The organism is Paenibacillus cymbidii, assembly GCF_004764705.1.
GTDB lineage: Bacteria > Bacillota > Bacilli > Paenibacillales > NBRC-103111 > Paenibacillus_AN > Paenibacillus_AN cymbidii.
Map to the genome: position 1 here is coordinate 154,981 of NZ_SHLX01000011.1, position 17,960 is coordinate 172,940.

The 17,960-nt window shown below is 52.6% G+C and carries 36 protein-coding genes and 1 pseudogene; 32 read left to right on the forward strand and 5 right to left on the reverse strand.

Annotated elements, in window-relative coordinates; genetic code table 11:
- The 12 genes from EXY20_RS16870 (at position 1) to EXY20_RS16915 (ending at position 5,658) form a co-directional block, all read left to right on the forward strand.
- Positions 1–417 (forward strand): hypothetical protein, encoded by a 417-nt coding sequence (locus EXY20_RS16870; protein WP_135553234.1) that lies wholly within the window; start codon positions 1–3, stop codon positions 415–417.
- Positions 407–637 carry a hypothetical protein gene (locus EXY20_RS16875; RefSeq protein WP_135553236.1) on the forward strand — a complete coding sequence of 77 codons (231 nt, stop codon included), beginning with the start codon at positions 407–409 and terminating at the stop codon, positions 635–637. The genes EXY20_RS16870 and EXY20_RS16875 overlap by 11 nt, the downstream gene beginning before the upstream one ends.
- 3 nt (positions 638–640) lie before the next feature.
- On the forward strand, positions 641–1,078 hold the full coding sequence (locus EXY20_RS16880; protein WP_135553238.1) for a hypothetical protein: 438 nt from the start codon (positions 641–643) through the stop codon (positions 1,076–1,078).
- Positions 1,078–1,710 carry a hypothetical protein gene (locus tag EXY20_RS16885; RefSeq protein ID WP_135553240.1) on the forward strand — a complete coding sequence of 211 codons (633 nt, stop codon included), beginning with the start codon at positions 1,078–1,080 and terminating at the stop codon, positions 1,708–1,710. Before EXY20_RS16880 ends, EXY20_RS16885 begins: the two co-directional genes overlap by 1 nt.
- An 11-nt stretch (positions 1,711–1,721) precedes the next feature.
- Positions 1,722–2,147 carry a hypothetical protein gene (locus EXY20_RS16890; RefSeq protein WP_135553242.1) on the forward strand — a complete coding sequence of 142 codons (426 nt, stop codon included), beginning with the start codon at positions 1,722–1,724 and terminating at the stop codon, positions 2,145–2,147.
- A complete protein-coding gene (locus EXY20_RS16895; RefSeq protein WP_135553244.1) occupies positions 2,147–2,458 on the forward strand; it encodes a hypothetical protein in 312 nt (103 codons plus the stop codon). The genes EXY20_RS16890 and EXY20_RS16895 overlap by 1 nt, the downstream gene beginning before the upstream one ends.
- A 205-nt stretch (positions 2,459–2,663) precedes the next feature.
- Positions 2,664–3,758 (forward strand): hypothetical protein, encoded by a 1,095-nt coding sequence (locus tag EXY20_RS40655; RefSeq protein WP_407944920.1) that lies wholly within the window; start codon positions 2,664–2,666, stop codon positions 3,756–3,758.
- Positions 3,759–3,769: 11 nt separating this feature from the next.
- Positions 3,770–4,105, forward strand: a complete 336-nt coding sequence (locus EXY20_RS16905) for a hypothetical protein (protein ID WP_207671288.1) — start codon at positions 3,770–3,772, stop codon at positions 4,103–4,105.
- 3 nt (positions 4,106–4,108) lie between these two features.
- A complete protein-coding gene (locus EXY20_RS40295; protein ID WP_268966416.1) occupies positions 4,109–4,216 on the forward strand; it encodes a CD1375 family protein in 108 nt (35 codons plus the stop codon).
- A 55-nt stretch (positions 4,217–4,271) separates the two neighbouring features.
- Positions 4,272–4,406, forward strand: a complete 135-nt coding sequence (locus EXY20_RS40300; RefSeq protein WP_268966417.1) for a CD1375 family protein — start codon at positions 4,272–4,274, stop codon at positions 4,404–4,406.
- Between the two features lie 53 nt (positions 4,407–4,459).
- On the forward strand, positions 4,460–4,918 hold the full coding sequence (locus EXY20_RS16910) for a phage holin family protein (protein WP_135553248.1): 459 nt from the start codon (positions 4,460–4,462) through the stop codon (positions 4,916–4,918).
- Complete coding sequence (locus EXY20_RS16915) at positions 4,915–5,658, forward strand: DUF1906 domain-containing protein (RefSeq protein ID WP_135553250.1); 744 nt, start codon at positions 4,915–4,917, stop codon at positions 5,656–5,658. The genes EXY20_RS16910 and EXY20_RS16915 overlap by 4 nt, the downstream gene beginning before the upstream one ends.
- Before the next feature lie 19 nt (positions 5,659–5,677).
- Here the strand turns inward: EXY20_RS16915 and EXY20_RS16920 are convergent, their stop codons facing one another.
- Positions 5,678–6,310: a hypothetical protein gene (locus EXY20_RS16920; RefSeq protein ID WP_135553252.1), complete on the reverse strand. Its 633-nt coding sequence runs from the start codon at positions 6,308–6,310 to the stop codon at positions 5,678–5,680.
- 60 nt (positions 6,311–6,370) lie between these two features.
- Entirely contained in the window at positions 6,371–6,544 is a 174-nt protein-coding gene (locus tag EXY20_RS39015; RefSeq protein ID WP_167859302.1) for a hypothetical protein, read from the reverse strand.
- Positions 6,545–6,829: 285 nt separating this feature from the next.
- On the opposite strand from EXY20_RS39015, the gene EXY20_RS16925 reads away from it, so the two are divergent.
- Together EXY20_RS16925 and EXY20_RS16930 are read left to right on the forward strand one after the other, a co-directional pair.
- Positions 6,830–7,204 (forward strand): vWA domain-containing protein, encoded by a 375-nt coding sequence (locus EXY20_RS16925; RefSeq protein ID WP_135553255.1) that lies wholly within the window; start codon positions 6,830–6,832, stop codon positions 7,202–7,204.
- Positions 7,194–7,454 (forward strand): hypothetical protein, encoded by a 261-nt coding sequence (locus EXY20_RS16930; RefSeq protein ID WP_135553258.1) that lies wholly within the window; start codon positions 7,194–7,196, stop codon positions 7,452–7,454. The genes EXY20_RS16925 and EXY20_RS16930 overlap by 11 nt, the downstream gene beginning before the upstream one ends.
- Positions 7,455–7,483: 29 nt before the next feature.
- On the opposite strand, the gene EXY20_RS16935 is transcribed toward EXY20_RS16930, so the two are convergent.
- From EXY20_RS16935 to EXY20_RS16945, 3 genes are all read right to left on the reverse strand, one after another.
- Positions 7,484–7,780 carry a TM2 domain-containing protein gene (locus EXY20_RS16935; protein ID WP_135553379.1) on the reverse strand — a complete coding sequence of 99 codons (297 nt, stop codon included), beginning with the start codon at positions 7,778–7,780 and terminating at the stop codon, positions 7,484–7,486.
- 115 nt (positions 7,781–7,895) lie between these two features.
- Positions 7,896–8,282 carry a hypothetical protein gene (locus EXY20_RS16940; protein ID WP_135553260.1) on the reverse strand — a complete coding sequence of 129 codons (387 nt, stop codon included), beginning with the start codon at positions 8,280–8,282 and terminating at the stop codon, positions 7,896–7,898.
- A 19-nt stretch (positions 8,283–8,301) separates the two neighbouring features.
- Positions 8,302–8,958 carry a LexA family protein gene (locus EXY20_RS16945; protein WP_135553262.1) on the reverse strand — a complete coding sequence of 219 codons (657 nt, stop codon included), beginning with the start codon at positions 8,956–8,958 and terminating at the stop codon, positions 8,302–8,304.
- Positions 8,959–9,074: 116 nt separating this feature from the next.
- Here EXY20_RS16945 and EXY20_RS16950 point away from each other — a divergent pair, with 116 nt between their 5' ends.
- The 18 genes and pseudogenes from EXY20_RS16950 to EXY20_RS17030 all read left to right on the forward strand — a co-directional run bounded on the left by EXY20_RS16950 (position 9,075) and on the right by EXY20_RS17030 (position 17,958).
- Complete coding sequence (locus tag EXY20_RS16950) at positions 9,075–9,308, forward strand: helix-turn-helix transcriptional regulator (RefSeq protein WP_135553264.1); 234 nt, start codon at positions 9,075–9,077, stop codon at positions 9,306–9,308.
- 149 nt (positions 9,309–9,457) lie between these two features.
- Positions 9,458–9,937 carry a hypothetical protein gene (locus tag EXY20_RS16955; protein ID WP_135553266.1) on the forward strand — a complete coding sequence of 160 codons (480 nt, stop codon included), beginning with the start codon at positions 9,458–9,460 and terminating at the stop codon, positions 9,935–9,937.
- A complete protein-coding gene (locus EXY20_RS16960; protein ID WP_135553268.1) occupies positions 9,915–10,295 on the forward strand; it encodes an ORF6N domain-containing protein in 381 nt (126 codons plus the stop codon). The genes EXY20_RS16955 and EXY20_RS16960 overlap by 23 nt, the downstream gene beginning before the upstream one ends.
- Positions 10,271–10,684 (forward strand): annotated as a pseudogene (locus EXY20_RS16965) (phage antirepressor KilAC domain-containing protein); the annotation flags it as partial. The gene EXY20_RS16960 and the pseudogene EXY20_RS16965, both read left to right, overlap by 25 nt.
- Positions 10,685–10,915: 231 nt before the next feature.
- Complete coding sequence (locus tag EXY20_RS39020) at positions 10,916–11,077, forward strand: hypothetical protein (RefSeq protein WP_167859303.1); 162 nt, start codon at positions 10,916–10,918, stop codon at positions 11,075–11,077.
- Between the two features lies 1 nt (position 11,078).
- Positions 11,079–11,477 carry a type II toxin-antitoxin system PemK/MazF family toxin gene (locus EXY20_RS16970; protein ID WP_135553272.1) on the forward strand — a complete coding sequence of 133 codons (399 nt, stop codon included), beginning with the start codon at positions 11,079–11,081 and terminating at the stop codon, positions 11,475–11,477.
- The gene (locus tag EXY20_RS16975; protein ID WP_135553274.1) at positions 11,464–11,796 is read left to right on the forward strand and encodes a hypothetical protein; all 333 of its coding nucleotides are present in this window, start codon (positions 11,464–11,466) and stop codon (positions 11,794–11,796) included. The genes EXY20_RS16970 and EXY20_RS16975 overlap by 14 nt, the downstream gene beginning before the upstream one ends.
- Positions 11,784–12,077: a hypothetical protein gene (locus EXY20_RS16980; RefSeq protein ID WP_135553277.1), complete on the forward strand. Its 294-nt coding sequence runs from the start codon at positions 11,784–11,786 to the stop codon at positions 12,075–12,077. Before EXY20_RS16975 ends, EXY20_RS16980 begins: the two co-directional genes overlap by 13 nt.
- A gap of 17 nt (positions 12,078–12,094) precedes the next feature.
- A complete protein-coding gene (locus tag EXY20_RS16985) occupies positions 12,095–12,388 on the forward strand; it encodes a hypothetical protein (protein ID WP_135553279.1) in 294 nt (97 codons plus the stop codon).
- The gene (locus EXY20_RS16990; protein WP_135553281.1) at positions 12,376–13,977 is read left to right on the forward strand and encodes a P-loop NTPase family protein; all 1,602 of its coding nucleotides are present in this window, start codon (positions 12,376–12,378) and stop codon (positions 13,975–13,977) included. The genes EXY20_RS16985 and EXY20_RS16990 overlap by 13 nt, the downstream gene beginning before the upstream one ends.
- Positions 13,955–14,362, forward strand: a complete 408-nt coding sequence (locus EXY20_RS16995) for a DUF7448 domain-containing protein (RefSeq protein WP_135553283.1) — start codon at positions 13,955–13,957, stop codon at positions 14,360–14,362. The genes EXY20_RS16990 and EXY20_RS16995 overlap by 23 nt, the downstream gene beginning before the upstream one ends.
- A gap of 35 nt (positions 14,363–14,397) precedes the next feature.
- On the forward strand, positions 14,398–14,706 hold the full coding sequence (locus EXY20_RS17000; protein WP_135553285.1) for a hypothetical protein: 309 nt from the start codon (positions 14,398–14,400) through the stop codon (positions 14,704–14,706).
- Positions 14,706–15,116, forward strand: coding sequence for a hypothetical protein (locus EXY20_RS17005; protein ID WP_135553286.1), 411 nt, complete (start codon positions 14,706–14,708; stop codon positions 15,114–15,116). The genes EXY20_RS17000 and EXY20_RS17005 overlap by 1 nt, the downstream gene beginning before the upstream one ends.
- Before the next feature lie 23 nt (positions 15,117–15,139).
- Positions 15,140–15,355, forward strand: coding sequence for an ArsR family transcriptional regulator (locus EXY20_RS40660; RefSeq protein ID WP_407944922.1), 216 nt, complete (start codon positions 15,140–15,142; stop codon positions 15,353–15,355).
- Positions 15,356–15,359: 4 nt separating this feature from the next.
- Complete coding sequence (locus EXY20_RS17015) at positions 15,360–16,241, forward strand: RecT family recombinase (protein ID WP_167859304.1); 882 nt, start codon at positions 15,360–15,362, stop codon at positions 16,239–16,241.
- Positions 16,242–16,251: 10 nt separating this feature from the next.
- Positions 16,252–16,500, forward strand: coding sequence for a hypothetical protein (locus tag EXY20_RS17020; protein WP_135553289.1), 249 nt, complete (start codon positions 16,252–16,254; stop codon positions 16,498–16,500).
- A 9-nt stretch (positions 16,501–16,509) separates the two neighbouring features.
- Positions 16,510–17,268: an MBL fold metallo-hydrolase gene (locus EXY20_RS17025; protein WP_135553290.1), complete on the forward strand. Its 759-nt coding sequence runs from the start codon at positions 16,510–16,512 to the stop codon at positions 17,266–17,268.
- Positions 17,269–17,958: a hypothetical protein gene (locus tag EXY20_RS17030; protein ID WP_135553291.1), complete on the forward strand. Its 690-nt coding sequence runs from the start codon at positions 17,269–17,271 to the stop codon at positions 17,956–17,958.
- Positions 17,959–17,960 lie beyond the last annotated feature (2 nt).

Here is a 17,960-nt window from a genome sequence, read left to right on the forward strand (position 1 = left end):
ATGGCGTGGCTGACTCCGAAGTTGGACTGGCTGCCGACCGACAGCATCAATGCCGCAGATTTTAACCGGATCGAGAACAACACTGCCGAGGTGGCGGCGTACCTCAACAGCATTTCATACAGCATCCCGTCGCTGACTACGAACACCGGCCGGACCAAGACGAGCATCGACTTTCTGGCTGATATTAACCGGATTGAGCAAAACCTTGAGACAGTACGGGCGCATTTTCTGACGCCGCCGGGTTATCAAGGTGCTGAGACATGGACACAGGGGAAGGGCTTCGACAACGCGGACGCGATCCGGCTGGAGCAAAATGTTAAGCTGCTGATGGAGTATGGGCTGCTTGTGTATCAAAGCTTTTTGTATTGTGGAGCGACAATATGCGGAGACACAGGGGTGATCTACGTTGGCATATAACGAAACAACATGGGTTGATCGGGCGGTACAGTTTCCAAACCGTTACTCTAAATCGGGCGAATCCGTCGGGCAGGTGACGCTTGTTGCGGATCCTGGAACAGTTACAGAAGCAGGCACGCCGATAAACGCCGCGCGACTCAACAATATCGAGGACGGCGTCCTCAAGGCTGCAATCTTCGGCACGATATATGCATACCGAAATCTCGGAGGTGGTCTGTAACCCATGGCAGCAAATACAATTCCTATTTTTCCACTCACACCGAAAGTCAGCTGGGGCAACGTCGCAACGGCTAATACGGCCAAGGACGGCACTGGCACTGTCGTCACCGTCTTTACAGCCGGGACCAACGGAAGCAAGATCGATCAGATCAAGGTGCGTGCGCTCGGCACTAACGTTGCGACGGTGCTCCGGATTTTTATCAACAACGGTAGTACGAATGCGACCGCATCTAATAACAGTCTGATCCACGAGGTAACGATCGCATCGACGACGCTGTCGGAAGTTGCGGCGCTCGTTGACAACGACGTCACGATTACCAAAAATACAACGGAGACTGTCGTCCCAATACCATACCTCCCAGCTGGTTACAAGATCAATATCACGATCGGGACGACGGTCGCTGCCGGTCTGCAGGTCACAGTACACGGGGCTGATTACTAATGGCGCGATCGAGCTTTGAGGGGTTCATCAAGCCGCGACCGGATAAAAATGGGACGAATACGGGGGATGCTAATGCGATAGCTGCCCATCTCTTGGATGGGGAATCCGCCTACGTCAAAGGAAAAAAAGTCGTTGGTACGATGGCAAATCAATCATCAGTCACCGTACCCGTAAGTACCGTTGCCAGTAGCACGATAGATTTATTTGCACGCATCCCATTCGGTGCTTATCTAACCGCTGATTCAAGCGGGTATCCGGTCATAAAGCTTTCTGATTCAAATTTCGATCCGTCTAACATACCGAATGGTATGTTATTGTTCGGTATGACAGGCAATGGCGGCAACGTGAAGCGATACGCTCAGGGTACAGCAACGTCCGATGGATCAGGAGACGTTACGGTAAGCGGCCTATCCTTCAAGCCCTCATTTGTTTACGTCAGCTATACGAGTTCATCGAACCAGTGGAAAAGTGTAGGTGTTGATTCTTCGGTATGGACATCCAACCGAAACGCCGGGTTCTATCTTGATTCGTCAAATAATTCAATTTCCACCACACCAGTTTATAGTTCCAATGGATTCACCATTCGATTCGTTTTTAACAATGCACCTGTTTATTGGATTGCATTTGAATAAGGGGGCCAAACATGCAAATCGGACGCAAATTGTATTATGACCTCGCCACTGGCAATATCATCGTCAATACCGGTGAGCGATTGGGCAGCGTCATCGAAACGACGCAGGAACAGGATTTTGCCGCGTATGCCGCGCTGGCTGAACGAGTGCCGGAGACTGTAGGCATGCTGCAACTCGACTACGGCGAATACGCGCAGGATTTCCTGGAATGCAATGGCTATAAGATCGACGTGACGGGCGACACTCCATCGCTCGTTTTTTCATATCCAGATCCCGATGACCCGGAAGAGCCGCTGGTATATCGTAAGCCGCTGTCGGTTGAAGTGGCGGAGCTGAGAGCCGAGAACGCATCCCTGCGCGCCGACGGTATCGACATGATGCTGGCGCTGACGGAAGTCTACGAGCAGCTTCTCGCGATGCAGGGCGGTGGTAGCTGATGCAAGCGACGGCTCCATTCAAACGTGGTGACAGTTTCCTGATCACAGCCGATTTTACCAATAACGAAGGGCTGACAGTCAGCAAGGATCAGCTCCGCTCGCAGGTGCGGACCCGGTACGACAAGCTTATCGCTGAGTTGGTGATCACGGAGAAGTCGGCGAACGTCTTTGACTTGACCTGTGACGATACGACAAAATGGCCGACCGGCAACCTGTACATGGACTTGCAATACACTGATGATGGCGAGATCGTGTCGACGGAGACGATCCTGGTTCCAGTCGAAAAGGACGTGACCCACGATGAGCCTTAACGTAACGTTGACCAGCGGCTCGCCGGTGATCGAGGTTAATCTCAGCATGGGAGGCACCGGCCCGCAAGGACCTCCCGGACCCACTGGCCCACAAGGCCCACAAGGCCCACAAGGCCCACAAGGCCCAGCAGGACCGACCGGGGCCACAGGAGCAACCGGTGCGACTGGACCGGCAGGACCTACGGGTGAGACGGGTCCGCAGGGTATGCAAGGAGAGCAGGGGCCGAAGGGCGACAAGGGGGACACTGGCGCAACTGGCGCAACTGGCGCAACTGGCTCGACAGGAGCAAAAGGCGATCCCGGCGACGGCATATTTGCTCTTGCTCCGATCAACGCCAATTTTGAAGTGAGTCAGCGCCTCGGCCCGCTCGGCAGCCGCACGATAGCGACCGGCACGTCCGCCTATGTCGTCGACCGCTGGCTTGCCATCAACGCCGGCAGCGGTGCCAACGCAACGGCCGCGCATGTCGCCGTATCTGACCTTGATTGGGCTGGATACGGCTTTCGATTGGTCCACGCAGCTGCCCCGTCGAGTGGCGGCAAGCTGAGCGTCGTTTATACGTACGAGGCCCGCGACGCGTACAAGATGGCTGGGCAGGCGATTGTGTTTGCGATCAAGGTCAAAGCGGTCAGCGGCATGGATCGCGCAGCGATCAACGTGCGCTACAAGACCAGCGAGTCCGCCATATCTGGCTCCAGCACACTCGTCGGTTCGAGCAACGCGCAGGTGATCAACAGCAGTGGATGGGCGACGATTTACGTCGTGGTGACGCTCCCGGTACGGGCGACACTGACAACGACCGGCGTGATCGGCTTTGAGATCGTCGCTAGTAAGACAATCGCCGAATCGAGCGGCGACGGCATTATCATGGCTCAGGTGGAAGTTGTGCGAGACGGGCAAGCGCTCGGGTTCAAGCCGCGGGCATTTGACGTCGAATTGGTTCGCTGCCTGCGCTATTACGAAAAAAGCTACAAGCACGACACGGTACCCGGCACCGTAAGCGGCGAAAACTCGATTGCTTTACTCGTGCCGTCCAACACGGTAACGACCGGCCAGTTTTATCCGTCGGTGTCGTATCTCGTTTCCAAGAGGACAAACCCAAACCTTACGATTTATGGGCAAAACGGCAGCGCTGGGCAAGTTTCGGACCAATTCGGGTCGGACAAAGGCGCCAACACGGGTGCGGTGCTTGCCACTGTATCACACAGCCGCAGCTTCGTGCCCTACAACAACGGCAGTCAATTTACGACTGGACTTAATATTGTCCAGTTGCACTTTGCGGCCGACGCCGAACTATAGGAGGGATCGCCATGTACGAGCATTATATCCGTATCAACGCGGACGGCATCGTGATCGATCGTTTGAGCAGCGCGGAGGAACGTACGCAGCCCGGCGATATCCTGTACGCGTCCGGCGACGATGTGCCGAGGCAGTTTACGCTGCTGATCACCAACATGCGGGGCCAATTTATCTACCGATGGGACGGCGCGCTCATCGAACGCAGTCAGCAGGAGCTCGACGACGAATGGGCAGCGCGGCCGCCTAACCCGCCGACGCCAGATCAGCGGATTGCGCAGTTGGAGCAGGACACCATCAATACTATGTTGGCCGTTACTGAGGTTTATGAAATCTTGATAGGGGGTTGACCGATGGCAACCATTTACTACCGGCTGATTAAGCTCGGGGTCAAAACGATCGACGATGTGCCGGCGAAAGATCGCGCGGCCGTGCAGGCGCTGCTCGATGCGGGTGCTTAACTGGCTCCGGCGGGCGGCGCTTTTGCTTATCCTCGGGAGAGGAGGTGATTCCATCGTGGCGACGATCTATGTGACGCTTATCGTGCGCGGCTACAAGACGTTTTGCGACGTGCCGCAAGTGTTGCGGACAGAAGTAGCCGCTCAGTTGGCCGTTCTCGAGTTGCCGGAACTGGCTGTCTGCAACAAGTAAGTTTCGCGGCTCCGCTCCGGCGGGGCCTTTATCATGCATAAGGGGGCGCGACGATGTCCATCAAAGCAATCGGATCTACACTATTTACGGCAGCAATCGGCACAAGTGGCAAGGAAACATTTATCGGCGGAATGATCGCGGCGGCGGGTACAGCGGTCAGCGCTTGGCTGGGCGGTTGGGACACGGCGATCAAGCTGCTGCTGACGCTTATGGTAGCAGACTATGTGAGCGGCGTGCTGGGGGCTTGGAAAACAAAATCCGTTAACAGCGAGGTCATGTTTTGGGGCGGGATACGTAAGGGCGTTGTAATGGCCGTAATCCTGCTCGCCGTGCAGCTCGACCAGTTGGTCGGCAATAGCGCGCCGATCTTCCGCACGATTGCGCTCTATTTTTATATTGGCCGCGAAGGGCTAAGCGTCGTTGAAAACTTTGGCGTACTGGGCGTAAAGCTGCCAGCCGCGGTGACCAAGCGGCTGGAACAGTTGCAACAGAAGGGAGATGAGGGGCAATGACCGCAGGCTTTGATTGTTCGACACCCCTTACCGCGCAGACAACTGCGGCGTTTAAAAAGGACGGCATGGAGTTTGCCTGCCGCTATCTCGTGCCGGCGACATCCGGATGGAAGGCACTAACCCGTGCCGAAGCCGAGATCATCAGCGCTGCTGGGCTCAAGATCGTGAGCGTGTTCGAGACAACGGCCGACCGGGCGCTCGGCGGACGTGCCGCGGGGCTTGCGGATGCTGCCACGGCTCTCCAGGTTGCCGCACAGGTGGGGCAGCCGGAGGGCAGCTGCATTTACTTCGCTGTTGATTTTGACGCTACAGCGGCGCAGATGCCGACCGTGATCGAGTACATCAAGGCGGCCGCTGAGGCAACTCCAGCGTACACGACCGGCGTATATGGCTCCAAGGCGGTATGTGAAGCCGTGATCGCAGCAGGCGCTTGCAGCCGGGTGTGGCAAACCTATGCGTGGAGCAAGGGGCAACGGTACTGGAACGCGCAAATCTACCAATACCAGAACGGCGTCACGCGCAACGGCATCCAGGTCGACCTCAACGAGTCCTACGGCAGCGAAGGATGGTGGAGCTTGGCCGTGGAGCCGCCGAAGCCTGCGCTGGCGCCGGAGGATGCGAATAAAGTAATCGAACTGCTTGGAGCTGTCCATGAGTTTGTCGCCGGCCAAGAGGCCAAGGACGAGATCCATCGGCTAGCAAACGCGCTGCGAAAGGCGAGCGGGCAGGCGGAAGAATAAAACAAACCCCGCTGGCCTGTTACGGCTGGCGGGGTTTCGATCTCTTATCTTTCAACACCTTCATGTAGTACTGGTGCTGATAATCTTTTGTATCTGCAGCTATGATCCCGTGCGAACTTAATTTAACGCTTTTTCCTGAAATGCCGCGCTTGCTACCTTGCTTTTCGGTGTGGCCGCAAGACGTGACATTTCCGTCCCGTAAACCTTGACTCCAGACCTCGATCGACTCTCCACAACTACATTTGCAGAGCCAAGCGATTTGCCCGTGGTATCTACCGGCTTGCTCGATAACAGTCAAATCGCCAAACGTTTTGCCGACGAGGTCAATGGTGTGCAGGGACGAAATGACTTCACTTTTTAAGCAACCGCATGATTGTGTGTTACCGCTGCGCAGGCTGAGCATTTTTACAGGCAATTCATTACCACACTCACAGCGGCACAGGAAGCGACGCTCTTTACCTGCCTTCGGTAGCTCGCTTATGATGGTCAAGCGACCGTACCGATCGCCGGGAAGAACTTCAATTCTTCGAGGACTCACAAGCTCACCCGCGTTCGTTTCGGTAATCTTCAATTTGTTGCCGTGTCCAGATGGGGCCAGATGCAAGACGCTGAATCGGTTCAGGGAAAACGCCGCGTGATACGTAGGTGGCAACCTTCTGCTTCACCCAGCCGAGGATTTCAGCGGCCTCGGCCACGCCTACGAGCGGCGGTATCAGTTTCCCGAGTAGTCAAGGCGAAAGTCGTTGTAGTCGAGGTCGTCCCAACCTTGTTCAGCGAGAAATTCCGCTTCGTCGAAGCCGATCAACTCAAGTGCTTGGTTGACAGTCAAGGATTGATTTGTAACAACCGTGCCTACAACTACGTCACCGTACATTACTTTTGCCATATCGAATCACCCTTTCAGCCCGCCGCCCTTCGTCGGCTGTCGGCTCGTCCGTTGTTCTTGCTGTTGACTTTATAATACACCGATTGTATTACAAAGTCAACAATGAAAAATTGCGGTTTACACCATCTTACATTAATGTTATAGTCAAGTTGTCCGAAAGCATCGGCACGAAGAGCCCCGGCGGAAGCACCGCTTGAGGGCTCTTTTTATTTTGCCATCTTGATTAATTACCGCGCCTGTTTGATAATATAAGAACAATTGTTCTCATTATGGAGGCGAACAACGATGGAGACAAAGGACTTGATCCGCGAATGCATCATGTTGCCCGGCGCGATCGACATCGTGAATCAAGGCTTCGAGCAATTGCGCGAGGGCAGCAACTTCTTGAAGACGCTATATGGGCACGCGGCCAAGGTATTGCATACTCAGATGATGCACGATTACCGTGAGCTGTCTCGCGAGCTGCGCAGCCGCGGTTATACGATCGTGGCAGGCGACAAAGGGCCGACCGGGCAAACGTATATCGTAAGGATCCGCGGCAGCTCGGATCGCACCATGACCGTGCCAGCTGATGTGGCCAAGAGGGAGACGGATGCCATCCTTGAACGGTATGTGAAGCAGTTGGAGCATGATTTGGAGAATAGGCGATATGCACAGTGAGCGCCAACTGACGGACACGGAGCGCAAGGTCGTGCGTGTGTTGATGGCTGTCTATAAAAACAAGCCAGAGACTATCGACCTGGACAAGATCAGCCGCTTAACTCAGCGTAAGCAGGCTGACGTGCTCAAGGCGATTAAGTCACTGGCGGAGCTCGGCAGGGTGACCTGGGACCCAAAGACGCGAGTCGTGCAGGTGCATTGGGCCGAGGTGCTGACGCTTCCGTTTGACCCCCGTAGATGGATGACATGAAAAAAGCCCCAGTCAGGGCTTTTTTCAAACTACATCGCTTTAACTCGATTGATAATAGATAACTCCATTTTCTCTGTTTTTTCACGAAGCCGCCCGCCAATAAAGAAAACATCGATCAACGCCCAAATTCCTAAACCTCCGAGCGTTAACGTCATTGCAATTCCACGCCCTACGTCTCCTAAATAGTACCGATGCCCACCGATCCCGCCAGTGAAAAACCAAAGAAGATACAGCGCGCCTTTACTTTTACGGTTCTTCTCGACCTCTCCTTGAACGATTGCAACTTGCTGTGGTGTCAAACTCGATTTTAAGAGCAGGTTATCCAAAATGATCACCGCATCAAAATCCCCATCGGCTGGAGTATTTGCTCGAATTATGTCAAAAGTAGTATATCAAATTGCCTAAAGGTTTCCAATAAAAAAATGAGCCGCTGCTAGCGACTCACTCCCGCCAATCGTACATGCCTTCCAGATCCATCTGCATGATTTCTTCGATATCACTCATTTGTATAATAAACTGCTCTATGTCCGATCTGTCAAAAGGCATCATGTCGCCGCGGGTCTGGTTGAGTCGGTTCTTTACAGTCGGCAAGTGAATCCCGAAGTGATTCGGTCGATCATAGAGCAAGATAAGATCATCTATTGAAATTGCAAGGCTCAACACTTCGTCTGAAAAATCTTCCGCAAGTTTTCGCTTGAATGGAGCAGCCAGCGATATTATGGCCTTTTCTTTGCTCCAGTCAATGACCCCGCGGCCGTAATAGACGGCCATCTTTTGCGGTACGAGTTTATCTTCGTAGTAGTCGTAAAAGACGGAAATTTTAGCCATAGTCGCACCTCGATCGATGTTATACGTCCCAGATGACTTGCTTTACTTGGCCTTGGATATAGACTTCGCTTAATGGGAGTGTACGTGGTTCAATATTCTTATTTGCAGCTTTAAGAATAACAGAATCATTTTCGTAGTATACGCGCTTCAAAGTACCTTCGTCTCCATTCACCAAAACGACTCCTATTTTTCCATGCTTACAGGTCGGCTGTGATTTAACAAGGACCTTCATTCCTGGAAAAATTCCTTCTTCAATCATTGAATCGCCTTTGACGATCAGATAAAAATACTCCCCATCACGTACAGAATCCCTTGATACAACTTCGTAACCGATAATGTCTGATTCTGCAAGCGAGTTATAACCAGCTCGGATTTCCCCGTAAATAGGAATTTCCACTAGTTCGGCATGCTGCGGTGGCATGTAGGAAATTTTATTTTCAGACGGAAAAGGGTCATCTGTTTTACCGAGAAGGTAATCGGTTGTAGTGTGAAAGAGGTTTGCCAAAATAACCAAAATGTCGCCAGGCGGAACTACTCTTCCGTGTTCATACTTGGAGATATTCGCGCGCTTAACACCGAGCTTATCAGCCAATTCATCCTGCATCATCCCCGATTTATCACGTAATTCGCGGATTCGTTGTCCAACGATATTGTCATTCTCCAAATCGCGATTCACGTTTCAACAACTCCAATTAAAAAATATGTTGACGTTCCTAAAAAGACCATGCTATTCTAAGTATGTTCCTATTAAGACCGCAATAGATAAAAAAATAATTTGAAAGGAGGCCCCTAATGGCAAGGCGTAAAGCAGAGCCTCGCAAAATCAGGAAGCGTACTCGTTTCACTGAACTTCGGCATCACCAAGGCAAGACTCAAAGAACCCTTGCACTTGACTTCGGTGTTACCGAGAACTTCATCCGCAGCATTGAGAGCGGAAGGCAAAACCCTGAAATCGGATTTGCTTTTAAACTTGCCCGATACTTTGAAACAACAGTAGATGATTTGTTTCAAGACCTGGCAGAATGACGCTGTGTAACAATTTCTCACAAAATGGATTATACACCGTCAATTAAAAGGACGCAATAGGAAATTAATTCAAGAACGCCACTTTATTTAAAATGGTGCTATTTACCTATGCCAAATGTGGCAAAACGACGAAAGTGAGTTGAAAACAAATGACAGTAGTTAGTTTTATTGAGTCCGTGAAGCAACAATTGCACGCGGAAGTGAAGGCTGAGTTGTTAGCGGAACTTAAAGCCGAAGCGCGCTATAGCGTATCAGTAGAAATGGATTCCGCATCTTGCAACTCTGGAATCGACAAGGAGAGATTGAAGGCAGAGTTGGTTTCTGAAATAACGGCAGAAATAAGGAGCAAAATTGCAACTGAATTCAAACCTAATCTTAATGCTTATACAACCATCAAAGAATTGGTAAATCAACGGTTCACTCGAACTGATTTGCGACACGCGCATAATCCCAACGCAGTTTCTATGTTTTCTCAAATGATCAGAGATGCATTAAAAGTTGATAGGATGTCACTTTTGGACTCGGATCAAGCTGAAAGGGCAATCTCGATGACAAAAGAAATTCTTGCCGTTTGCGATAAGTATACGGTGAAAAACGAGGTGCGAAATGAGTCTGTTAACTCCGATTGAATTCAACGACCATCGCGTCTTGACGACGGTGCAATTAGCGGAGATCTACGGAACAGAAGTTCAAATCCTCACAAATAATTTCAACCGTAATAAAAACCGGTATGACGAAGGAAAGCACTACATCGCCCTCCAGGGTGAGGAAAAGCGTAACTTTCTAAACCTGCATCAAAATGATTTAGGTTCGAAAAATGCATCTATTCTATACCTCTGGACGGAAAAAGGCGCATGGATGCACGCCAAATCGCTTAATACCGACGCTGCTTGGTCGGCATACGAAATGCTTGTTGATGACTACTACCGTGTTAAAGCAGTATCAGTTCCGCGAATCCAGAGGCTCTTCGACTCGCTGCCGACTTAGCCGAGCAGAAAGAGTTGCTGATGCTCCAGAATGCTCAGAAGGACCAGATTATCAACGAATTGCAGCCGAAGGCAACCTACTACGACCTTGTGCTTCAAAACAAGTCGGTGCTCTCGATGAGTCAGATCGCAAAGGATTTCGGCATGTCAGCGAAGGCAATGAATGCACTATTACATGAGTTGCACGTTCAGTTCAAGCAGGGCGATTGCTGGCTTCTGTATCAGACGCATGCGGACAAGGGATACACGCAGAGCAAGACGCACATTATCGACAGCGAGAAGAGCAGCATGCATACGTACTGGACACAGAAAGGCCGGCTGTTCATCTACGAGCTGCTTAAGAGTAAAAAGGGCCTGTTGCCCATCATTGAACGAGAGGTAGGGACCTGATTTATGCCGATCCCCGACGCCGTACTCGACCATCTGGCCGAACGCTACTACTGGGATTGCATCGATCCGCAACGTTATCCATTTCACTCTTGGGCTGCCCGCCAAGCGGAATTGCTGGGATACAGCATATGACCGATGATATGACCCTTCCAGAACTGGCCCGCATCTGGTTCGAGCGTCCGTCACAGCACCAAATCATCGTCAAAAACATCTTGAGGAAGGAGAATCGCCATGCCCAAACTGACCAAAGCACAACAAGCTGACCGCGACCGCTACACCAGCCTGCGCAATACGCTTCAATCCGGCGGCGTACCGAAAGCCAAGCTCTCCGAGCTGGAAGCCGAGATGCAGCGCATCGAGCAAAAATACGGCATATGCGACTGGGGCTGCTGACATGCCATCACAAATAAAGCGCGGTAGCATCTGGCTCGCGAACCTGGGTGAAAACGAAGGTTCTGAGCAACGGGGAGTGCGGCCGGTATTGATTCTACAAAACGATGTCGGCAACCACTTTAGCCCGACGGTCATCGTCGCATCCATCACCGATGCAAAGAAGCGTCCGATGCCGACCCACCACAATATCGAGGTTGTGGATCTGCTTACCAAGCCGTCTACGGTAATGCTCGAACAAATCCGCACGATCGATAAAAGCAAGTTGATCAAGTGGATTGCCGATCTATCCGATGCGACAATGCGCGAGATCGACGCCAAGCTAAAAATAAGCTTCGGACTTGTGCCGGTCCAGATACCGTCGTCGATGGATGCGGGAGGGAAGCTGAATGTCCGACCTTGACCGTTTTGGCTGGAGAAACGCCGACGAGTGGCAGCCGCGTCCATGGCCCAAGCAACAAGCCGAGGATGAGTTGACGTACCACAAGAACCGTGCGGTGGAGCGGAAATTCGAAAACGTGGGCTGGACGAACCTGTACGACCAATTTGTAAAAAGCGTCAGCCAAACGTTAAGCAGCATACCACCTGCATATCGGGCCGAACTATACATCGTCTACATGCAGTACATTCTGGAATTCATCCCGGAACCGGACAAGCTGCGGTATATCCGAGTGCTACACCGGCTCTATGAGGAAAGCGAGGTTAGGGGATGCAAAGCGTAGGCGCCAAGATTCAGACAATCAGATCGGTCACGATCGTTTCGAATCCTTGCTTTATCTTTGCATTGGGTGCCGAACACAATGGCAGGATTGTGGCTGAAATCATTGATTGTGGATGTGAATGGGAAAGTGGGCTCGACTTCATTTACAAGGTATTTGACGCACAAGGCGACCTGATTGTCGCGGTCGAGAACTGCCCTGTTATCGTCGAATACGATGCACCATTAAACGAAACAGACTACGATGTGACTCCCGATTACGACGAAGAAAAATTGCCATTTTAAGAAAGCGAGGGGAAACAGTGAAAATCATCGCCATTACAAGTGAACGTGGTGACGGCAAATATTTGGTCGAAGTGTCTGGCCAAGAATTGTGCAAGATTACTTGCTACAGCCAAACGAGATTCGACATCGGCACAACAATTGACATCTCGCCCATCTATGATGCCAGCGCCAAGGTTATAGCCAACGAAAAGACCGTCATTGATGCAGTCAAGAAGCTCCGTGCCATGGCTGACTTGATCGAAAGCATCGAGCCAACGATCACGACCGCAATTTATCCACCCGAAAGCGAGGCACAACGATGTCCCGAGTAATTCGATTCATCCAGCTCGTGTTATTGAACTTCGCCGGCGTCCGGTCCGTCACGGTGGACTATACCGATTTGCTTACCGCATTGACCGGCAAGAACGGCGAAGGCAAGTCGACGATCGGCGGCGCGCCATCTTGGATCTTCTATGGTACCGACCTGTTCGGCGGAAAGTACAATCCCACGCCGACAACGTACGAATTCGACCGCGTATATGCCTCGCTGCTCTTTACCGTCGATGGCACCCAATACCTGTTGGCCCGCGGCATTGAAGGCGGCGACAACAAATTCTGGATCAACGATGTGCCGGCCAAGGCCAAGGAATATGAAACCTTCGTCGCCGGCCTATTCGACCGCAAGATGTTCCTTTCCCTTTACAACCCGGCGTTCTTCTTCTCCCAGCACTGGACCGATCAGCGCGCCATGCTTATGCAGCACATGTCGGCGCCGCTGCAAAAAACGGTCCTCGCAGAAATGTCGCGGACGTCACCTGAGCAGAAGCCGGCCGACATCGTGCTCAACCCTTACGCTGCGGCGCTCACAGAATCGCTGAAAAAGCACTCGATCGACGACTTGCAGAAAATCCATGGCGGCACCGGCGGCCAAAAGTCGAAACTTGAAAAGCAGCACATTGCGGACAAGAGCCGGACGCAGACGCTCCGCGATCAACTGGCGAAGATGCCGGTTCCAGAGTTCACCAAAGAAGTGGCAGAGGCTGAGGTTGTCGGCATTGACAGCATTCTTCAGAACCTTGCTACACAGCGAACAATCGCAGTCAAGATCGACACGGAACGCCGTGAACTGGAACGGCAGAAGGCGGCGGCAGATGCTGATTACGCGGCACGTGTAACTGGCTGGAAGGCTCTCGAGGCCGAAGAAGTCGCCGACAGTTGCAAAACCTGTGAACGCCCATTTGATGAAGAATCTCGTACGGCAGCAGCAGCGGACAAGGAACGTCGCATGAAAGAGTACATGGCCGGGAATAAACCTGTTGTCGAACGGCGTAAGGAATTGCTTGCCAAGCTCGCCGACTTTGAGATCGTCAGCATTGCCGACATCGACGAGCAGATCGCCGAGCATCAGGAGCAGCGCCGGCGTATGGTTGCCATCACCGAAGACGGCGAACGTCGGGCCGCACTCGCGAAGCAGATCGACGAAGCTGCTGCGAAGGAAGCGGCGACACTGGCGAGCCTGAAAGAATCAACGCTTATCCTGGACGCGATCAAGGCGTATAAGGCCAAGGAGGCCGAGTTGCAGGCCGCAGATGTTCAGGCGCTATTCACCCGATTATCGGTCCGGCTGTTCAAGTATGTGGCATCTCGCGACGAATACGATCCAGATTTCAGCATCCAAATGGACGGCAAGGACTACATCGCCCTTTCCACCGGCGAGCGCATCGCGGCCGGGCTCGAATTGACCGACGTGCTGTACAAGCTGTCCGACCTCATCCCCCCGACCTTTATCGACGGCATCGGCGAATACACCGGCGACATCGCGGTATATGGCCAGTCGATCACGGCGCGGGCAGTTAAGGGGAAGGCGCTCGGGATCAATGAAACGGAGGTGGATGTTCTTGGAAACAATATTGAGAATTGAGCAAATCAATGAATCCGGAAGGTTTACAGGCATGTCAGGGTATGCCGTTGCGACAGACAAACAAACCATAAAAATGCTAATTGATAACGGCCAAAGTTGTTGCGAGAACTGGGGATATTTCATGTCCGAAGATAATTTGGACAATTTCATAGGAGCCAAATTATTGGACATCGGCATCACCGATACTGCCCTCAATTCTCAAATGATGGTTAGCGAGAATCTGAGCGGCGAGCCTCCATATGTATACGAGGGCGGCGTGATGTTTGTCAATCTCACCACAGATCACGGGGTGCTCCAGTTTGTGGCTTACAACGAGCACAACGGATATTACGGGCACGACGCAAAGCTTATATCTGAGCAATTGACGCATGAAGAATGTTTGTGAGTCTGCAACCAAAACCGAAACGGAGGAATCACTCAATGAAACAACCACGCATCGAACCCAAGAAAGAATCCATCTTCACCCGCATGTGGCGCCGCATTGTGCCGAGCAAGAAGCAGGCAGCACCGGCAGCCCGCAAACTCCCGAAAGGCCGTTTCGGCCGTCAAGTCCTCCGCAACCAGGTACGCCGTCAAAAGGCGTACAAGCCCGGAACGATCGGTTTGTCGCAGGTAGCGGAAGCGATCAAGCGCGATTATTTCGGCAGAATTCACAGCCGTTCGCTGCGCAAGCACATCGCGAAAATGGCGCAGAAGCCGCGCAAAATCTATCTGGCAGGTGAGCGATGATGATTCGGACGATCGAGTTCAAGGACTCCCGCGGGGTGATCAGCGAGGGATTCAACGATTGCCTTGTTTTGAAATCCGTTGACTACGTAAACGATCGGAGCATCATATTCGCATTCCCGTTCCACGAGGACACGCCGAACTTCACGTTCTCCATCCCGGAAGTGCTGACGCTGCGCAACGCAATCGACGCCCTCTGCGCTGTCAAGATGCTCGGCGAGCCCGAGCGCAGGGTGCAGTTCGTTCCTGCCGGCCATGAGCCGACGCATATAAGCTTCGCGGATCGGAACAGATTGCTTTCGCTGCTGGCCTCATATCAGGACGAAGTGAATTTCGATAATGGCGCCCGGCAAGCGCTCAACCGTGTCTACAACATCCTGAAGATCGTTCAAGACAATGGTACCGACACATGAAGCACAGCACAGCCGCCTTGCGCATGAAGATATTCGTCCTGTACGTGCACAGGCAATACAAACTGCGCGAGATAGTCCGCGAACTCGAGATTAGTCAAACTACAGTCAAAAACCACCTGCGAATGTTGAAACAAGTCAGTCCAATAATCGCTCGAATGATCCGCATGCAGACGAATGAAAACTGGATCGATGGTCAGCGGCTCCGGCATGAAAACGAAAAAATCTTTGGAGGAATGTAGGCAAATGGCAAACAACAATCAAATTCAACTTTTTACCGGTTTCGACCAACTGCAAGTAGATACGATCCGCCACACGCTGGCCAAGGACGCGACGCCGGAACAGTTCAACCTCTTTATGAGCACCGCAGTCGCGGCCGGCTTGAACCCGATGCTGAACCACATCTACTGCATCGTATACGGCGGCAAGATGAGCATTCAGATCAGCGTCGAAGGCATCATGTTCCTCGCGAAACGGGTCGAAGGGTACGAGGGCATCGACGTGCAGTTGGTTTATGAAAACGACGTGTTCAGGCCGAAACGGGTTCGCGACGAGTCCGGCCGGTACTATTGGGACGTCGAACATGAGATTGCTGACGATCCCGGAAAGGTCAAGGCATGCTACGCTTTCGCCTACCGGACAGGGTTTCCTCCGGTGTTCGAGCACATCAAGGTCGATGAGGTCCAGCACCATTTGAGCGGAAACAACGCGGCGAACTGGAAGAAATACTTCAATGACTTTTTCAAAAAAACTGTCGTCAAGCGGGCCGCCAAACGGCAGTACGGAATCGAAATCAGCGAGGACGATGCGCCGGAGGCTACGGCAAGCGTGCAGTCTTACGAACGCCGGGACATTACGGACGAAGTCAACGCCGCCGCAGCCACCGAGCAAAAGCAATCGGCACCGTCGAAAGATGATGCCGCCAAAATCGCAACTTTGAAAGGCATCGTCAGCAAGAAACTCGAGCAGTTGGGCTGCACGAAAGAAACGAAGGGCGAATATATCGCGAAGCTGAACCTGTTCGCCGATCCGCAGAATCCGACGCTGGCCGAGTGGGAAAAGGTGCTGAAAACGGTCGACATGGCAATCGCCGAGAAAGAAGCGGCGGAAGACCTGCCGACGGAGTGAGGTGACGACAATGGACAAAAACCAATTATTTCAGACACTGCTGCCGCACAAAGATCATGTCGTCGTTGAACATTGCCAGTCGGGATATGCTCACACCAACTACATCGGCTACATCAAAAAGGAATGTCCGCACAATTTCACAAGGGACGAACTGCTTCTTCTACTTGATAGAGGATCGCTGCCTTTCGGTGGGCGCGGGCAACTTGCTCCAAACGATGGCCGGGATCGCAGATTTAACGTCTGCGTCCACGACGATTGAGGTGAAGGCATGATCGTCCGCATCATCGCGACAGGCTCTGACGGAAACTGCGTTTACCTCGGCAGCGGCGGTACCGGCATCCTGATCGACGCCGGGAAGTGGAAACGTGACTTGGAGAAGCGGCTGCTCGCGGCTGGCATCAACCCCGCGACCAACATCCAGGCGGTATTCATCAGCCACGCCCACGGCGATCACATTCGAGGCCTCACACTGGCGAACAAGTACCGGTACCCGGTGTTTGCCACGGAAGGCGAGTGGAAAGGCATTTCCGGCGTTGACGATGAGTTGCGACGGACGTTGGTAACGCTGCATGGGCAGTATGAGCACGTCGAACTGGGCAGCCTGCACGTTTACCCCTTCCGCGTCCACCATGACGCCTACGAGCCGGTAGGATACGCCGTAGAAGCTGACGACGGAAACCGCGCTTGCGTTGTGTTCGATACCGGTCACATCGACCGCGACATGCTCGAGATGATGGAAGGCAACATCTACATCGTCGAAGCCAACCACGACCTGCAGATGCTGCGGAATGGCTCATACAGCGATCATCTTAAGGCGCGGATCGAAAGCCGGGACGTGGGCCACCTGAGCAACGATCAGACCGCAGCGGCCCTCAAGCGACTCGTACAAGGCCGTGGCGAGCGGATATACCTGACGCATCTAAGCAGCAGCAACAACACTCCGGCGCTGGCCGAGCAAACGGTCAAGCTGGCGTTGTGGGAAAAAGGGTTTGTGAAAGGTAAGCATTATCAATTGGAGGTATATTGAATGCCAACATCATTATTTGGACTTTTGTATTACTCCGAAGAGGAATACGACGCTGTCCATAAGGAATTGCTCCAGCGGCGCGAAGAAGTAGAAAAAATGACTGTTTACAAAGAGCGCATGGAAGCTTCGGTTTTGGGCCAGACGCAAAATAGACTCCTGCGAGCCGTCGAACTTCTTACCGAATGGAAGGGGAAGAACGCGAAACTCGAGGAAGAAAAGCAGCAACTGCTCCAGACGATCGAGCGGGCGACGGAGGATCACAAGCCGGTTGTGCTGCCGCGTGAGGTGGCGGCAGCGATTGAAACTTGCAGGAATGCCTACCTTAGCGCGATATCCATCGTTACCAGTATGGAGCATGTTTCTTCATTGTTCCGGGATTATTCCACGCCGGTACTCGATGCCCTTACCGTTATCAAGGACTATGCGCAGAAGGTGATTGGCGGCGGAGAGAATTTGCTCAGAGCACTTGTCAACGGCTACACGGTCGAACCGACCGAAGAAGAATTGCAACGTGATGCGATCCGAAAATGGTACCAAGGAGCGCTGAAACGAATTAAGGACGGCACAGACCCGGACGAATTTGCCAAGGAAGCGATCGAAGAAGTGGCGCTTTATCTCGGTGGCGCCGAAATTTTGGCGGACTTGTCGAGTTTCTGCCGGTTCCAACTTGAACGTGCGAAGCAAAACTGAAA